The organism is Microbacterium enclense, assembly GCF_004022425.1.
GTDB classification, from domain to species: domain Bacteria; phylum Actinomycetota; class Actinomycetes; order Actinomycetales; family Microbacteriaceae; genus Microbacterium; species Microbacterium enclense_A.
Genome location: NZ_RBZY01000064.1, coordinates 1 through 15975, shown reverse-complemented (window position 1 = coordinate 15975; position 15975 = coordinate 1). Strand labels below are relative to the sequence as shown.

The 15975-nt window shown below is 69.9% G+C and carries 14 protein-coding genes and 2 tRNA genes; 11 read left to right on the top strand and 5 right to left on the bottom strand.

Annotated features, from left to right (window positions below; translation table 11 throughout):
• Together D8Y23_RS14235 and D8Y23_RS14230 are read right to left on the bottom strand one after the other, a co-directional pair.
• The coding region (locus D8Y23_RS14235) for a DUF222 domain-containing protein (RefSeq protein WP_128218753.1) at positions 1-727 on the bottom strand (727 nt) is incomplete at its 3' end.
• 232 nt (positions 728-959) lie between these two features.
• The gene (locus D8Y23_RS14230; RefSeq protein ID WP_128218752.1) at positions 960-2564 is read right to left on the bottom strand and encodes a phytoene desaturase family protein; all 1605 of its coding nucleotides are present in this window, start codon (positions 2562-2564) and stop codon (positions 960-962) included.
• Between the two features lie 63 nt (positions 2565-2627).
• On the opposite strand from D8Y23_RS14230, the gene D8Y23_RS14225 reads away from it, so the two are divergent.
• The 4 genes from D8Y23_RS14225 (at position 2628) to D8Y23_RS14210 (ending at position 5337) form a co-directional block, all read left to right on the top strand.
• Positions 2628-3425 (top strand): inositol monophosphatase family protein, encoded by a 798-nt coding sequence (locus tag D8Y23_RS14225; RefSeq protein WP_128218751.1) that lies wholly within the window; start codon positions 2628-2630, stop codon positions 3423-3425.
• A gap of 211 nt (positions 3426-3636) precedes the next feature.
• Positions 3637-5094 (top strand): M23 family metallopeptidase, encoded by a 1458-nt coding sequence (locus tag D8Y23_RS17000; protein ID WP_128218750.1) that lies wholly within the window; start codon positions 3637-3639, stop codon positions 5092-5094.
• Between the two features lie 64 nt (positions 5095-5158).
• Positions 5159-5230: transfer RNA gene (locus D8Y23_RS14215), tRNA-Thr, on the top strand.
• Between the two features lie 30 nt (positions 5231-5260).
• Positions 5261-5337, top strand: a tRNA-Met gene (locus tag D8Y23_RS14210).
• Positions 5338-5434: 97 nt separating this feature from the next.
• Here the strand turns inward: D8Y23_RS14210 and D8Y23_RS14205 are convergent.
• Both D8Y23_RS14205 and D8Y23_RS14200 read right to left on the bottom strand, forming a co-directional pair.
• Positions 5435-5623: an alternative tryptophan synthase beta-subunit gene (locus tag D8Y23_RS14205; protein ID WP_128218749.1), complete on the bottom strand. Its 189-nt coding sequence runs from the start codon at positions 5621-5623 to the stop codon at positions 5435-5437.
• A 77-nt stretch (positions 5624-5700) separates the two neighbouring features.
• A complete protein-coding gene (locus D8Y23_RS14200) occupies positions 5701-6000 on the bottom strand; it encodes a hypothetical protein (RefSeq protein ID WP_128218748.1) in 300 nt (99 codons plus the stop codon).
• 170 nt (positions 6001-6170) lie between these two features.
• Between D8Y23_RS14200 and D8Y23_RS14195 the strand changes: the two genes are divergently transcribed.
• The 3 genes from D8Y23_RS14195 to D8Y23_RS14185 are packed head-to-tail and all read left to right on the top strand — an operon-like array spanning position 6171 to position 8719.
• Positions 6171-6935, top strand: coding sequence for an ABC transporter ATP-binding protein (locus D8Y23_RS14195; RefSeq protein ID WP_128218747.1), 765 nt, complete (start codon positions 6171-6173; stop codon positions 6933-6935).
• On the top strand, positions 6911-8467 hold the full coding sequence (locus tag D8Y23_RS14190; RefSeq protein WP_128218746.1) for a hypothetical protein: 1557 nt from the start codon (positions 6911-6913) through the stop codon (positions 8465-8467). Before D8Y23_RS14195 ends, D8Y23_RS14190 begins: the two co-directional genes overlap by 25 nt.
• A 24-nt stretch (positions 8468-8491) precedes the next feature.
• Positions 8492-8719, top strand: a complete 228-nt coding sequence (locus D8Y23_RS14185) for a hypothetical protein (protein ID WP_128218745.1) — start codon at positions 8492-8494, stop codon at positions 8717-8719.
• Positions 8720-8740: 21 nt separating this feature from the next.
• On the opposite strand, the gene D8Y23_RS14180 is transcribed toward D8Y23_RS14185, so the two are convergent.
• Positions 8741-10012, bottom strand: coding sequence for an ROK family transcriptional regulator (locus tag D8Y23_RS14180; protein WP_205797220.1), 1272 nt, complete (start codon positions 10010-10012; stop codon positions 8741-8743).
• Positions 10013-10230: 218 nt separating this feature from the next.
• Here D8Y23_RS14180 and D8Y23_RS14175 point away from each other — a divergent pair, with 218 nt between their 5' ends.
• The 4 genes from D8Y23_RS14175 to D8Y23_RS14160 all read left to right on the top strand — a co-directional run.
• Positions 10231-13359, top strand: a complete 3129-nt coding sequence (locus tag D8Y23_RS14175; protein ID WP_128218744.1) for a glycoside hydrolase family 2 TIM barrel-domain containing protein — start codon at positions 10231-10233, stop codon at positions 13357-13359.
• A 171-nt stretch (positions 13360-13530) separates the two neighbouring features.
• The gene (gene iolC / locus D8Y23_RS14170; RefSeq protein WP_128218743.1) at positions 13531-14502 is read left to right on the top strand and encodes a 5-dehydro-2-deoxygluconokinase; all 972 of its coding nucleotides are present in this window, start codon (positions 13531-13533) and stop codon (positions 14500-14502) included.
• Positions 14495-15397: a Cgl0159 family (beta/alpha)8-fold protein gene (locus D8Y23_RS14165; protein WP_128218742.1), complete on the top strand. Its 903-nt coding sequence runs from the start codon at positions 14495-14497 to the stop codon at positions 15395-15397. Before iolC ends, D8Y23_RS14165 begins: the two co-directional genes overlap by 8 nt.
• Positions 15398-15407: 10 nt before the next feature.
• Positions 15408-15975, top strand: a 568-nt coding sequence (locus D8Y23_RS14160) for an aldehyde dehydrogenase family protein (protein WP_128218741.1), incomplete at its 3' end; no start/stop codon positions are given.

Genomic DNA, 15975 nt, shown 5'->3' with positions numbered 1-15975 from the left:
CCCCCGGCTCCGCCGCCGCGTCCCCCGGCTCGGAATCCGTGGCAGAAACCTCGACCGCCGCCGCCCGAATGGCCGCCGCCTGCCGTCGCAACCGGTCGCGGATGCCGTACGCGACCGTCGCCGGCAGGATCACACTCAGCTCGGCCATGCCGTCAGCGAGATCGCGCACGCCTACGCCCCGTGCCGCGGCGGCGCGCGCGTGTCGCACCGTCATGCCGACCGGGTGGACGCTCTCGGCGAGTTCGCGCCCGAACGCCCGGACGCGCCCGGGGGAGTCGCGCTCGGCCCGCGCGAGGACGACCTGTTCCCACCCCGCCCGCGTCGCGTCGTCGTCGAGCACGATGCCGGTGTCGAGGATGGCCTGCGCGTGCCGCACGCCGATGCGCCCCTGTTCGAGCGCGTCAACGGTCGCGGCGAACTTCACGGTAAGGGTGTGGGCGTCGGACAGCTCTTTCTGTACCGTGAGATCGTGGCTCTGCGTCGCGACCGCGACCTCGAGAGCGAGAGATCGGATCGGCATCTCTCGCTCGCGCGAACTGCGCGATCTCGAGCGCGCGACCTGTTCGAGCGCGACCTGAAGAGCCTCGGCTCGAAGCCTCACGAGTGCGGCGTGGACGCGGGCGGCCGCGAGGGACTCGTCGCGAATCGCGCCGACGAGGACCCGCAAGCGCTCGACGGCGCACACTTCAGCGTCGGGTGGCGGCTCGGGGGACGGGGTCGGGGGCATGTTTCGAGATTAGAACAAAGCTTCGAAATCATGGGGTGAGATCACCCGCCGTGGCCCCGCCATTCACCCGCGCAAGCCGACCCCACGCGCCGCCTCCCCCGCACACACGCCGCCACGTACCCCGCACACACGCACCCCAGACGTGCGGGCCCGCGTCACGCTAGCCCCAGCCAACGACATTCGGCCGGAACGTACACCAGCGACCCGTCCGCGCCGCAGGCCGTCCAGCCGCTTACCTGCGCTCCAGGATCTCCAGTGCCGCCATCGCCGCGTTCTGCCCGCCGATTCCACTCACGGCACCGCCGCGTCGTGCCGACGAACCGCACAGCAGCACCCGAGGGTGCCCGGTCTCGACGCCCCACCGCTCCGCGGGTCCTGTAGCCCCAGCCCCGCCCCCCGCAGCACCCGCCTCGAGCCATGGCCACTGCAGCTCTCCGTGGAAGATGTCGCCGCCGACCATCCCGAGGGACCGTTCGAGGTCGGTGGTCGTTCGCGCCTCGATGCACAGGCGTCCGTCGGGGGCTTCGACGATGCAGTCCCGCAACGGCTCGGCGAGCACGGAATCAAGGGACTGCTGCGCGGCCGCGAGCAGCCGTGCGCCGGCGGCCACCGGATCCTCCCCGGCGATGAGCCGGTGGGGAACCTGCAGACCGAACAGGGTGAGCGTCTGGGCTCCACTCGCTCGCAGCTCTTCGCCCAGGATCGACGGGTCCGTCAGCGAGTGGCAGTAGATCTCGGCCGGCAGCGGGTCGGGCACCAGGCCCGCGGAGGCCGTGACGTAGGCGGCATCCAGTTGGGTCATCGTCTCGTTGACGTGGAACGTGCCGGCGAACGCTGCCTCGGGGGCGACCGACGTGTCCTTCAGCCGCGGCAGTCGCGACAGCAGCATGTTGACCTTGATCTGGGCTCCCTCGGGTTCCGGTGCCGTCGTCGGCGTTCCGCCCGCGGTGAGGAGTCGCGCGAGGACGGCGCGGCCGACGCCGCTCAGCACGACCTCGCCGATGAACGTCCAGGACCGGTCGGTGACGGCGGTCACCTCGCCCGACGGCGAGATCGAGATCACGTCGACGCCGGTGCGGATCTCCGCGCCGGCCTCGCGCGCCGCCCGCTCCAACTCGGCCGTCACGGCGCCCATGCCGCCCACGGGGACATCCCAGTGCCCGGTCTCGCCACCGATGACGTGGTACAGGAAGCACCGGTTCTGAGCGAGCGAGGCGTCGTCCGACGACGCGAACGTGCCGATGAGCCCGTCGGTGAGAGCGATGCCGCGCGCGAGGTCGCTCTCGAGCGACGCGCGCAGCAGATCGCCGACGGGGCGTTCGGTCAGCGCCGTCCACAGCTCGTCGTCGCCCACTCGGGCGCGCACCTCGTCGGCGGTCGGCAGCGGCTCCGTCATCGTGGGGAACACGGCGCGCCCCAGCGGGGCGAGGCGCTCACCGAACGCGGCGAAGCGCTCGGCTTCACCGGTGTCGTCGAGCGTCCGGGCGAACGAGGCGCCGGTCGCGTCGGCATCCTGGGTATCGATCAGGATGCCACGCGTCGGGTCCGCCGGATCGGGTGTGTAGGAGGAGTAGCGGCGGCGCCGCAGCTCGATGTGCAGGCCGAGGTCGTCGATGATCTTCCGGGGCAGCAGGCTCACGAGGTACGAGTAGCGCGAGAGGCGCGCGTCCACACCGGGCCACGGCCGCTCCGAGACGGCAGCGCCGCCGACGGCATCCTGTTTCTCCAGGATCAGCACCGATCGTCCGGCGCGAGCGAGGTAGGCCGCGGCGACGAGGGCGTTGTGTCCTCCGCCGACGATGACGACGTCGTAGCGAGTGGTCTCCGGGGGGTTCATGTGCCCACGCTAGCGATCCGATCCGGTGTCGCCCAGGGCTGGCATCCCAGTAGCGTGGATGCCATGACGCTCCCCACGGATCTTCTCGACCTGGCCGCTCGCATCGCTCGGGAAGCGGGGGATCTGGCCGCGCGCCGCCGCCGTGAGGGGCTGGAGATCGCGACGAAGTCGGTCGCGGCGGACATCGTCACCGCTGCCGACAAAGAGGTGGAGGCGTTCATCCGCGCCGAGCTGGAGCGCGAGCGGCCCGACGACGGCTTCTACGGCGAGGAGTCCGCGGCGCAGGAGAGCCGCAGCGGAATCACGTGGGTGGTCGACCCGATCGATGGCACGGTCAACTACGCGTACGGGATCCCGGCCTGGGCGGTCAGCATCGCGGCCGTCGAGGGCTCCGCCGACCCGGCGACGTGGACGGCCATTGCCGGAGTGGTCTACAACCCCGTCTCGGGCGAGATGTTCCGCGCATCGCGCGGCGGTGGCGCCTGGCTCGCAGGCGACCGCCTGTCGGTCACGGCCGATGTCGGTGCGGCCGGGGGACTCGTCGCGACCGGATTCGGGTACGACCCCGCCACGCACGCGCCCACGCTCGCGCTGCTCGGCCGGGTCATGCCCGTCGCGCGCGACATCCGCCGTATCGGTGCCGCATCGCTCGACTTGGCATCCGTCGCCTCCGGACGGGTGGATGCCTACTACGAGAAGGGCACCCACCCGTGGGATCACGCCGCGGGGGTGCTGCTCGTCGAGGAGGCGGGTGGCATGGTCGGCGGTGCGCCGGGCGGACGGCCGGGCACGGGAATGGTGATCGCCGCGGGGCCCGGTTTCTACGGTCGGATCGCCGACATCCTCGACCCTGAGCTGTGACGGTCGACCACCTTCATGGCATTCCCAGTGATGCCGGGGTAGGGTAGTTACCTGTTCGTTATTTTCGCGACCCGAACCTGCGGAAATGGCAGAAGCCCGAAAGCCCGAAGCCGTCGCGCCTGCGACATGATCCGAGAGCCCCCGCGCGTTGCCGTCAGAAGCCCCCGAGACTGAGCCCGCCCGCACGCGGCGATCCAGTCGCCCCTCCACCATGCCCGTCGCGACCGAGTCGACGCGTGCCGACAGGCGTCGCCGCACCGCCACCGCGGCCGTGGAAGAGGGCGTTCTCACCGAAGCCCCCCTCGACCCGGCTCCTGCCGACGCCGACAACGCGTCGCAGCCCGAGATCGTCGAGCAGGTCGCCGCCGCCGTCGTCGAGACAGTGATCGCCGCCACGATCCAGCCGACGCTCCCCGCGCCGGGCCGTCGATCGGCGCGTGCCGCCACTTCCGCAGCGACGGCGGATGCGGTCGAGACCCCTGACGTCGTGGCATCCGAGGCTCTGGACGTGACCGTCGTCGACGAGCGCCGCTCCGGTGACGACGTCGCCGTCATCCTGCAGAGTGCCGACGCCACCGAGGCGACCACCCCCGTCGCGCTGCCCACCTCCCCGATCACGTTGCCGGTGACGCGCCGGAGCCGTCGTCGCCCGGCGGCGGTCGCTGCGGAAGAGGCGTCGCGGCCCTTCCGCGGCGAAACACCGCCCGCCGACGCTCCCCGCGCCGAGGCCCCGCGCGTCGAGACCCCGCGCGCCGAGGCGCCCGGCGAACAGTCCACCGCCGATGACCTCGCCGACGAGTTCGAGGCCGCCGCCCGACTGTTCGCTTTCACCGGCGCGACCCCCGTGGCGCAGCCCGCCGCCGAGCCGGTCGCGCAGGCCTCCCGGCCGGTCACCGAGGGACTGCCCGTGGATGCCGCACCCCGCCGCCGCAACGCACGCCGCGTGGCCGCCGCCTCCTTCTCGGTCGGCGTCATGGGGCTCGTCGGCCTCATGACCGTCGGGATGACGATGCCGGTCAGCGCCCTGGCGTCCGCGAGCGGTACCGCCAACGTCGCCAGCGCCGAGATCGCAACGCCCCAGAGCCTCGCCCTCGGCGGTGGCGATGTGTCCGGCAGTGCCATCCAGGCGTACGTCGCCCCCTCGGAGACGCAGGCCGGCGTGGTCGACCGCGCGGATGGATACAGCGCGGCGACGTACGCGGAGATGGCCGCCGCGTCCGGCATCAAGAACTTCTCGAACTTCTTCGTGAACGACCCGACGGCTGCGATCCAGTGGCCGTTCGCTGTGGGCGTGCCGATCACCTACGGTTTCGGCATGCGCGACGGCCGTATGCACGAGGGCGTCGACTTCGTTCCCGGCGACGGATCGCCTATCCAGGCGATCGCCGACGGCACCGTGCGCATCGCCACCGAGAGCGGCGACGCGTTCGGCGTGACCGTCGTGATCGATCACGAGATCGACGGTCAGCTCATCTCGAGCCGTTACGCGCACATGCAGTACGGCTCGCTGCAGGTGGTCCCCGGACAGAAGGTCACGGTCGGCACGTTCCTCGGACGCACCGGCAACACGGGACGCTCGTTCGGTGCCCACACGCACTTCGAACTGCTGCAGAACGGCACGACCCCGATCGACCCGCTGCCGTGGCTGCGGCAGCACACCGGCGGCTGACCGATTCGAGGATGACGGCGTTGCTCTGATATCCTCTTCTAGTTGCCTGGAGCGATCCGGGTACGCCCCGATAGCTCAGTGGCAGAGCACTTCCATGGTAAGGAAGGGGTCGTCAGTTCAATCCTGACTCGGGGCTCACAGCATCTCCTTCGCGGAGGTGCCGCGCGGCGGGGTAGCTCAGTTGGTGAGAGCGCACGACTCATAATCGTGAGGTCGCGGGTTCAAGCCCCGCTCCCGCTACCAGAACGGCAGATCAGCCCGACGCCCGAATTCGAGCAATTCGAATTCCTCGGTGGAACTCGCATTCCGCAAACTTCTCGCGAGATTGACAATTCACGTGTCATGGCGGAGGGATGAGCTGATTGAGCGATATCTCGCGTGCATCGAACAGGCCCCGTTTCGCCACCACCATGGTGTACCCACGCGCCCGGAGATCTTGGGCGACCTCGAGCGTCAGGGGACGCTTGTCGATCTTCTCCCACCCCGTGGCAAGCCGGTAGCCGTGTGTGACCGTGCGTACGCGAGCCATGGCGGCTCCTCTCGCGATCATCGTGGCGGTGAGACACAGAAAATGCGGAGTCGGGAGATCGCTCACGTGTGAGCGACTCACTGAAGACTATCGGCTTCCTTGCGCGCATTCCCCGTGAGTTCTCCCCAATCCGCGGCAGGCGCACCACCGGGGCGAAGTGACGACAGGAACGCCATGTGCACCTGGAAGCAGGCGAGCCGAAGCGTCCCGGCCCACCCGATGACCTCGCCGTCGTGAACGGCTTTGTACACGACCCGGTCGCCGGCCGACACGCGACGGATCTCGACCCGGCCGTACTCGTGACCGTGCGGGTCGACCATGCGCCATGTGCCGGTCGGGCCCTCGACCGCGGCCAGGATCGGATGCCACTGCGTCATGCGTCACCGGATCCCTTCTCCGGCCGAGGATGATCACGGTACGACCGACCTCCGACACGTCGCCGGCGTCGCATCGGCGATCAGCCGCCTCTCTGGCCGAGACACGCATGGGCGGGCCAGATGGCGAAAACACTCGGGAACGAAGTGCGGCACCCCCTACTCTCAGCGTCATGGGGGCGGCTATCCAGGCCACGGGCGTGGTCAAGAAGTTCGGCGAAGTCACGAGCGTCGACGGTGTGGATCTCACGATTCCTGCGGGTTCCTTCTACGGGATCGCCGGACCGAACGGTGCAGGGAAGACCACGGCGATCCGCATGATCACGGGACTCCTCGAGCCCGACGCGGGCTCGATCGAGGTCGCTGGGATCGCGGTCTGGCCGAATCCTCGGCGCGCGAAAGCGGCGCTCGGCTACGTGGCCGACAATCCGCCGCTGTTCGGTCGACTCACGGCACGAGAGATGCTGGATTACGCCGGCATGCTGCGGGGTATGAGCACCGACGACATCCGGGCCCGCGGCGACGATCTGCTGCGCGTGCTTGATCTGGAGGCCGATGCCGGCAGGCCGATCGCGGACTTCTCCCTCGGGATGACCAAGCGCGTGGGGCTCGCCGTCGCGATGCTGCACGCGCCCCGCGTTCTCGTCCTCGACGAGCCGTTCGGTGCTCTCGATCCGGTCAACACCCAGGTGATGGAGCAGATGCTCCAGCGCTTCCGTCAGGGCGGGGGGACGGTGGTCTTCTCCAGTCACGTGCTGGATGTCGTGCAGAAGCTGTGCGACCGCGTCGCCATCATCGCCCACGGGGCCGTCGTCGCAGAGGGCACCGTGGCCGAACTGGCGCGCGGTGGTTCGCTCCAGGATGCCTTCGTGGACATCGTCGGCGGGCGGGAGCTGGCCGAAGGGGAACTGTCATGGCTGTCGTCCTCGCCCGCCTGAAGCTCGCCCTCCAAATCGGCGGCGCGCGCGCGTCCGGCCTCGGCATCGTCGTGTTCGCGCTCGCCTGGTCGCTCGGCATCCTGGGCGGGCTCGTCGGGGGCTTCCTCGTCGCGGCCCTCGACTCGGGTGCCTCCCCGTTCGGCGACCTCCTCGTTCTGCTGCTGTTCGTGGCCGTCTTCGGCGCCTGGCTCGTGCTGCCGATCGCCACCCCCGTGCCCACGTCGAACATCATCGACCCCGCCGTTCTGGAGCAGTATCCGCTCAGCCGCGCCCAGCAGGTGGGGGGCCTTCTCCTGGGCGGGCTCGTGTCGCCGACGGCCGCGGCGACCTTCCTCACGGCTGCCGGGGGAGTGGCGGCCATCAACGCCGGACCGGCGGAGCGCGCCGTGGCGGTCGGCGGCGCCGTGCTCTTCACGGTCCTGTGCGTGGCATCGTCCTCGGCGGTGCGCTCGCTGTTCGCCGAGGCGCTGTCGGCGCGTCGGGGGCGGGACGTCGCGGTGGCGCTGTCCACGCTCGTGATCGTCGCGCTCTACGTCGTTCCGCACCTGTTGCGTCCGCTGCTGGGCGCGGCCGAGGACGCCGGCACCATCCTCGTCACGATCCTCACGTGGACGCCGCCGGGCGCCGCCGCGGCGCTGGGCTACGTGCTCGCGGGCGGTGACGTGGTCGGCGCTCTTGCCCGGGCCGGAATCGTGGTCGCCTCGATCGCCGTGGCGCTGCTGCTGTGGGGTGTGGCGCTCCGCCTGCATGTGCGGGGCCACAGCGTTCGGGCCGTGGCATCCGGTGGTCGGCGCTCCGCGGCCGGTCTTGCCCTCGTGCCGCTGGTTCTGCGGGGAATGCGCACGGGCCCCGCCCTCGCGGCGGCCAGCCAGCACCTGCGCTACTACTTCTTCCGCGACCCTCGCGCGGCGCAGTTCGTGGTGCTCGGACCCGTCGTCGGGGTCACGTTCGCGGGGACCCAGGTGCACAGCACCGGGCTCGTCTTCGCCGCGGCCGTCGGCGCGGTCGCCATGGGCGCCAGAGCTCTGTTGAACCTGTTCGGCTTCGACGGGCGAGGCGTCGAGCTCACGGTGCAGACCGGCGGGTCGCTCGCGAGCGTCCTCAGCGGCAAGATCCTGGCCGTCTCGCTCTTCCTGGTTCCCGCCGTCGCACTGCTTACGATCGGTCTCGGCCTGGCGACGGGCTTCGCTGATGAGATCCCGCTGGCGCTGGTGTCGGCGCTGGCCGCGCTCGCGCTGTCGTTCGCGGTCGGAGCAGCGTGCAGCGCGTGGAACCCCTACGACCAGGAGGCGCCGCAGGGAGACCGGAGCACGATCTCGGTGCGCATGCTGTCGGCCTTCGCGCTGTCGTTCGCCCTCGTCTACGGCGTCGGGTGGCTCGCGACCTGGGTGCAGCCGGTCGTGCCCGTGGAGGTCGTGCTCGGTCTCGCCCTCGGCCTCGCCGCCCTCGCCGCGGTCGTGTCCACCCGGGCCAGCGGCGCCTTCCTCGACCGCAACCCCGGCCGCCTGCTCGCCGCTTTCACTCCCCGCTGATCCCTCGACCGACAGGAGTCCTCGATGTCCGCACCTTCCCCCACCGTCGGCAAGGGCCGACTCTGGCTGAACAGCTTCCTCATGGCCCTCGCCGCCAGCTGCGGGTACCTCATCGTCGCGCTGATGAGTCAACACCAGGTCCTGACGATCGTCATCGCCATGGCCTCGATCACGATCGTGCTGACACCGATCTTCTACTGGACGAACTCGCGCCGGGCGCGACTGGGCAACGCGCCGCGTCGCGGCGCCTGAACCCGCCTGCGTGTGGGGTCCCTACTCCACGAGCAGGCTCGTCGCTCGCGGTGCGAGGAAATGATCCATGACCAGTTCTGCCGCGCCCTGGGCGGCGATGCGCTCCCCGACGCGTGAACCCGAGACCTCGAACGCGGGGCGTGCGACGACGAGCTCACGCCGGACGGCGTCGTTCAGGACAGGGAGGAAACGGGGGCTCAACCGCTCCCACAGGGGCCCCCCGATCACGACGCGGGGGACATCGAGGAAATTGACCAGGACGCCGAGCCCGACGGCAACATGCACGGCCGCCCGATCGAGGATGCGCCGCGCGGTCGCATCGCCCCCGTCCGCGGCCTCGACGAGTCGGCTGCACGCGTCGTCCATGGCGAGATGGTCGGTGACGTCCGGCAGCTCCATGAGCCCCGCCCGAGCCGCGTGTCTGGCGAGCGCCTCGGGAACGCACGCGGAGGCGAGGCCGCCGCGTCGTCCACTCCACCCCAGGTCTTCCGCCTCCGGGTCGACGAGAATGTCGCCGATCTCGCCGATGTTGTTGCTCACCCCGCGCATGACCCGCCCCTCGGTGACCACACCGGCTCCGACGCCGGCTCCGAGGTAGAGGAACAAGAAATCCGAGTGGGCCGAGGCGCGCAGCTCGGCCGTCGCGGCGGCGGTGACGTCCTTGTCGAGAAGGACGGGCATGCCGGTCGCCTCGTGGAGGTCCGCGCGTACCTTCACATCGCGCCATCGCGGCAATTGCGGCGGGTCGAGGACGGTCCCCGAGCGCACATCGACCGGCCCGGGCACCGCGATGCCCACCCCCAGGACCCGGTCCCGAGCAACGCCAGCCTCGCGGATCACCCGGTCCGTGGCGGCGGCGATCAACGACGTCATCTCGGCGGGGTCGTACCGCTGAGGCGTGCGGAGATGCTCGTGTCGGTGCACACGTCCGCTGAGATCGAGCAAGAGGATGGTGAGCCGCGCGGGGTCGATGTGCACGCCCACGGAGAACGCGCCCGCCCCGTTGACCGCGAGAGGGATGCGGGGACGCCCGCGGCTCGGATCGCTCGGGGCGCATTCGTGGACCATCTCGAGATCGATCAGGCGGCGCGCGATGTTGGAGATCGTCTGCGAGGAAAGCCCCGACTCTCGCTGGAGCTCAGCGCGACTGCGCCCGGGCGCTCGCCGGATCAGGTCCAGCACCACCGCCTGGTTGTAGTCGCCGAGGCGAAGGATGTTGCTGCCCTTCAGCATGTCGTCGCCGGTCGACGAGCGGTGGCGTGCGGTACAAGCCCGCGGGGGCGGCGTGCGCACCGGATCCCACGTCGGCCGCGAAGGTACGCGCGCGTTCCAGGATTCGCACGGGACCGGACCACGGCGATTCTCCTTCCTCCGTACGCCTTGACGCGCCGCTGAGCTGTCGCCTAGGTTGGCGACGGAATTTTCCCATCCGATGGGTAAAAGCCCGATGGAAGAGGATGCCGGCTCTTCGAGCGTAGCCGTCCCAGACACGATGCCCCGAAGGGATCCGCATGCAGGACCAGGTTCACTACGTCGACGACATCGGACCGGGCCGCGGTCGGCGACGGGCGGCTCGATCCTGGCTCCACAGCACAGCGCCCACGATGTCGCTGAACGGCGAGTGGCGTTTCCGGCTTCTGCGCGGAGTCCCGGGGGCACTCGGCATGCCCGCGGTGCTGCCGGAGGGTGAGCAGCCCGAGGACATCGCGCGTCCGACTCTCGACGACTCCGCGTGGGACACCCTGAAGGTGCCGGGGCACTGGGTACTGCAGGGCGAGGGTCGATACGGGACCCCGCAGTACACCAACGTTCAGCTGCCGTTCCCGCAGGACCCTCCATTCACCCCCGACCTCAATCCGACCGGAGATCATCGCCGCACATTCGACCTGCCCGTCGAGTGGATGCGGCGTGACGAGATCGACGCCGTCGTTCTGCGCTTCGACGGCGTCGAGTCCCGCTATCGAGTGTGGGTCAACGGGATCGAGATCGGGGTGGGCACGGGATCGCGACTCGCGCAGGAGTTCGACGTCACCGAAGCCGTGCACGCCGGAACGAATACGATCGCCGTCCGCGTTCACCAGTGGTCGGCGTCGACCTACGTTGAGGATCAAGATCAGTGGTGGCTGCCCGGCATCTACCGGGACGTGTCGCTGCAGGCTCGGCCGGTGGGGGGCATTGACGACGTCTGGGTGCGGGCGGGGTACGACCATCGCACCGGCGGCGGTGTCCTCGAGACCGAGCTTCGAGCGAACGGCGACGCGTTCCCCGTACGCCTGCGGGTTCCCGAATTGGACATCGATCTGGAGTGGGGGGACGCGGAGCAGATCGTTCCGGTGCTCATCGACCGGGTCGAGGCGTGGAGCGCCGAGACGCCGAAACTGTACGACGCGACCGTCTCCAGTCGCCACGGTGCCGAGACCATCGCGCTTCGGCTCGGTTTCCGTACGGTCGAGGTGCGTGGCGACCGGTTCCTCGTGAACGGACGGAGGGTGGTGCTGCATGGGATGAATCGGCACGACACCCACCCCGATCTGGGGCGAGGATTCGACGAGGATTTCGTGCGTCATGATCTCGAGCTGATGAAGAGGCACAACGTCAATGCCATCCGGACGGCTCACTATCCGCCGCATCCGCGCGTCCTCGACCTCGCCGACGAGCTCGGGTTCTGGGTCATGCTCGAGTGCGACCTCGAGACCCACGCCTTCCACCACGGCAACGACGTCTTCTCCCCGGGCGTGGACGAGTGGATGGACAATCCCAGCGAGGACCCCGCCTGGCGCGAGACCTACCTGGACCGGATGGAGCGCACGCTCGAGCGGGACAAGAACCATCCGAGCATCGTCATGTGGTCGCTCGGCAACGAGTCGGGGACCGGTGCGAACCTCGCGGCGATGGCGGAATGGGTGCGGTGGCGCGATCCCGAGCGTCCGGTGCACTACGAAGGCGACCGAGCCGGTGACTACACCGACGTCTACTCGCGCATGTACCCCGCCATCGCCGAGGTCATCAGCATCGGTTCCGACTCGACCGCCCTGCTGCAGGATGCCTCGGGTGCTCAGTCCGCCCGGCAGCGGTCCAAGCCCTTCGTGATGTGCGAGTACGTCCACGCGATGGGCAACGGCCCCGGCGGTATCGAGCTGTACGAGAGACTCGTCGAGCAGTACCCCCGCCTGCACGGTGGCTTCGTGTGGGAGTGGCGGGACCACGGCATCCGTACTCGCACGCCCGAGGGCGTCGAGTTCTTCGCCTACGGCGATGATTTCGCGGACACCGGTGTGCACGACGGACACACCTGCATGGATGGGATGGTGCTGTCCGACGGGACGCCGAGCCCCGGCCTGATCGAGTTCGCCGCTGTGACGGCGCCCGTCCGCTTCTCCATCGAGGCGACGCCGGAGGAGGTCGCGGTGCGCGTGAGCAACCTGAGGCACTCCGCCGACACATCGGACCTGGTCTTCCCGTGGCGCATCGAGCGCGACGGCGTCGAAGTCCGGGCGGGGATCCTCGCACTCGCCGCAGAGGACGGTGGCGCCATTCCAGCGGGTGGTCACGCTTCCGCACGCATCGCTCTCGGTGGGGCGGCGTCCGGCGAGGGCGGCGAAGTGTGGGTCACAGTGAGCGCGGCGCTCGCCGAAGAAGCGTCCTGGGCCCCGGCGGGGCACGTCCTGGCAGCCCAGCAGGCGCTCCTCATCGACGCGGCCCCGGTGCCCGCTTCCGTGCCGCGCCGCGCACCCGGATCCGTCACCCCGCGCGACATCAGCGGGCGGTACCGGCTCGGCGGTGCGGAATTCCTCGACGGGCACCTTGTCTCGCTCGGCGGCCTGGAGGTGGACGGTCCGCGGCTCGAGCTGTGGCGGGCGCCCACGGACAACGACAACGGATCGCACATGGGGAGCTACGACGTGAGCGATCCCCTGGAGGGACGCGGCCTCGGAGTTCCCGGTCCTTCGCACGCCTCCCGGTGGCGCCAGGCCGGCCTCGACCGTCTGACCTCGCGTGTCGTGGACATCCGGCGCGACGACACCGTGCTGGAGAGACGCTCCCGGTGGGCCGCCGCCGACACGCGCGCCGCGGTGACCCTGGAGGAGCGCTGGGAACAGGACGGCGACGACGTCCGCCTCACTCTGCAGTTCATCCCGTCGTCGCGATGGGACCTCGTCTGGCCGCGCCTCGGCGTGCGGCTGGATCTTCCCGTCGACGTCGAGGGTGCCGAGTGGTTCGGCACCGGGCCGGGGGAGTCGTACCCGGATTCCCGCCGAGGCGTCCTGGTGGGCCGCTACGGCGCGGATCTCGACGGCCTCACCTTCCCGTACGCCTACCCCCAGGAGAGCGGCCACCGCAGCGAGGTGCGTCAGCTCGACATCCGCCGTGGCGGCCGGACGATGCTGCGGATCGACACCGAACCGGACTCCCGTGGCCGACGCCCCGGCTTCACGCTCGCCCGCCACACCGCGCAAGAGGTGGATCGCGTGGGGCACGCGCACGAGCTCCCGGCACCCACGCGGACCCACCTCTACCTCGACGTCGCGCAGAACGGCCTGGGCTCGCGGGCCTGCGGCCCGGACGTCTGGCCGGATGCTCTTCTGCGTCCCGAAACGCGGGTGATGCGTCTGCGTTTCCGCGTCGCACCGACCTCGTAGCGAGGGGAGTGGTCCTGAGGCCGACGTGCTCGGCGGTCTTCGGCGTGCCCCGCGGTGTTCGGGGTGCGCCGAAGAGCATCCCCATGTCCGTGTTTGATTATCGCGCGCGCACGCCCTAATCTCTTATTTGTTAGGACAAAGTAAGTTCCCCCCGATCGAAGAGGATCACCCTTGCGCCCTTCCCACCTCGTCTCACCGCTCGATGTTCTCGCCATCGGGCGGATCGGTGTGGATCTGTATCCCCTGCAAGACGGCGTCGGCCTCGAGGACGTGACCAGCTTCGGGAAGTATCTCGGCGGGTCGGCCACGAACGTCGCCGTCGCCGCCGCGAAGTACGGGCGGGTCGCCGCTCTGATCACCCGGACGGGCGACGACCCGTTCGGGGCCTACGCTCGGCGGGAGCTGGCGCGGCTGGGTGTCTCCGACCGGTTCGTCGACGTCGTGGCATCCCTGCGCACCCCCGTCACCTTCTGCGAGATCTTTCCGCCCGACCACTTCCCCCTCTACTTCTACCGGGACCCGATCGCCCCCGATCTCGTCATCCACCCGGACGAGCTGGACCTCGACGCGGTGACGGGCGCGCGGGTGTACTGGTCGACGGTGACCGGGCTCAGCCGCGAGCCCAGCCGCAGCGCCCACTTCACCGCCTGGGAAGCCCGCGGTCGCCGACCGCTCACCGTACTGGACCTGGACTATCGCGCCATGTTCTGGGAGAGTCCGGACGCGGCGCGCGAACAGGTGTCCCGAGCGCTCGATCACGTGACCGTCGCCGTCGGCAACCGCGAGGAGTGCGAGATCGCGGTGGGGGAGACCGACCCCGACCGCGCCGCGGATGCCCTCCTCAGCCGCGGTATCGAGCTCGCGATCGTGAAGCAGGGCCCGAAGGGGGTTCTGGCCAAGACCCGGGAGGAACGCGTCGAGGTCAGCCCGTTCGCGGTTGACGTGGTCAACGGCTTGGGTGCCGGGGATGCGTTCGGTGGCGCGCTCTGTCACGGCCTGCTGGCGGGGTGGGGTCTGGAGAAGACCATGGTCTGGGCCAATGCCGCCGGCGCGATCGTCGCCGGCAAGCGCGAATGCTCGACTGCCATGCCGGATGCCGCCGAGGTCGAGCAATTCATCGAGAAGGCGGTCGCACATGCGTGACATCGACAGGATCCGGCGGATCCGGGCGGAGAGCCCCGCTCTCATCGCACAGACGCTGCGTGCGCGTCGGCGTCGCTCGCTGCTCGGCGAGGACGGCCGGCTGTTCATCATCGCCGCCGACCACCCGGCACGCGGATCGCTGGGCGTGGGCTCGCGCGAGTTCGCCATGGGGAGTCGAGTCTCTCTCCTGGAGCGTCTCGCCGCCGCGCTCGAACGTCCCGGTGTGGATGGCGTGCTGGGCACCCCCGACATCATCGAGGATCTCGCCCTGCTCGGTGTCCTCGAAGACAAGGTCGTCGTCGGTTCCATGAACCGGGGCGGGCTGCAGGGTGCGTCGTTCGAGATGGATGACCGGTTCACGGCTTACGACGTGCCGGCGATGGTGCGAGACGGCATCGATCTCGGCAAGCTGCTCGTCCGGGTAAACCTGGAGGATGCCGGGACGGCGTCGGTTCTGGAGGCGACGGCGGCTGCGGTGTCGGCCGCGGCAACGGCGCGGCTCCCGGTCATGCTCGAACCTTTCATGAGCTGCTGGCGCGGTGGCCGGATCGTCAACGACCTGTCCGCCGACGCGGTCATCAGGTCGGTTGCGATCGCCGCCGGGCTCGGAACCTCGTCGGCTTACACGTGGCTCAAGCTCCCGGTCGTCGACGAGATGGAACGGGTCGCCGAGGCCGCGACCATGCCCACGCTGCTACTGGGCGGAGACCCCTCCTCGGGGCAGGACGAGACGTTCGCCTCCTGGGAGAGCGCCCTGGCGCTGCCCGGCATGCGCGGGCTCGTCGTCGGACGCACACTGCTCTACCCGCACGACGACGACGTCGTCCGCGCGGTCGACATCGCCGCCTCCCTCGTGCACGGCACGGCCCCGGCGCGCATCCCCACGAGCTTCTGAAGGAGACGACATGACGACAACGATCGACGCCCACGAGCGTGACCGCGCCATTCCGACCGTTCCCCATTGGATGAGCGGTGCGCGCGCCACGGGCGCGGGTGATCGCGTCGGCGACGTGTTCGACCCCGCTCTCGGACGCGTCACCCGCCACGTCGTCCTGGCCGACCTGTCCGACGTCGAGGCGGCAGTGGCGTCGGCGAAGGCCGCCTTCCCGAGTTGGCGCGACATGTCTCTCGCCCGGCGGCAGGCCATCATGTTCCGCTTCCGCGAGCTCCTCGATGCCCGAAAGGGCGAACTGGCCGAGATCATCACCAGCGAGCACGGCAAGGTCCTCTCCGACGCGCTGGGTGAGATCACGCGCGGTCAAGAGGTCGTGGAGTTCGCCACGGGTCTGGCGCACCACCTGAAAGGCGAATACTCCGAACAGGTCTCCACCGACGTCGACGTGTACTCCCTCCGCCAGCCGCTCGGCGTCGTCGGCATCATCTCGCCCTTCAACTTCCCGGCCATGGTGCCGATGTGGTTCTTCCCGATCGCCATCGCTGCGGGCAACACCGTCGTGCTGAAGCCGAGCGAGA

Bases quoted from the DNA above. Each gene is read 5' to 3' on its own strand.
- D8Y23_RS14185 (WP_128218745.1), top strand. From the start codon at position 8,492: ATGTCCGCACCTTCCCCCACCGTCGGCAAGGGCCGACTCTGGCTGAAC.
- D8Y23_RS14190 (WP_128218746.1), top strand. From the start codon at position 6,911: ATGGCTGTCGTCCTCGCCCGCCTGAAGCTCGCCCTCCAAATCGGCGGC.
- D8Y23_RS14225 (WP_128218751.1), top strand. From the start codon at position 2,628: ATGACGCTCCCCACGGATCTTCTCGACCTGGCCGCTCGCATCGCTCGG.
- D8Y23_RS17000 (WP_128218750.1), top strand. From the start codon at position 3,637: ATGCCCGTCGCGACCGAGTCGACGCGTGCCGACAGGCGTCGCCGCACC.
- D8Y23_RS14230 (WP_128218752.1), bottom strand. From the start codon at position 2,564: ATGAACCCCCCGGAGACCACTCGCTACGACGTCGTCATCGTCGGCGGA.
- D8Y23_RS14200 (WP_128218748.1), bottom strand. From the start codon at position 6,000: ATGACGCAGTGGCATCCGATCCTGGCCGCGGTCGAGGGCCCGACCGGC.
- D8Y23_RS14165 (WP_128218742.1), top strand. From the start codon at position 14,495: ATGCGTGACATCGACAGGATCCGGCGGATCCGGGCGGAGAGCCCCGCT.
- D8Y23_RS14205 (WP_128218749.1), bottom strand. From the start codon at position 5,623: ATGGCTCGCGTACGCACGGTCACACACGGCTACCGGCTTGCCACGGGG.
- D8Y23_RS14195 (WP_128218747.1), top strand. From the start codon at position 6,171: ATGGGGGCGGCTATCCAGGCCACGGGCGTGGTCAAGAAGTTCGGCGAA.
- D8Y23_RS14175 (WP_128218744.1), top strand. From the start codon at position 10,231: ATGCAGGACCAGGTTCACTACGTCGACGACATCGGACCGGGCCGCGGT.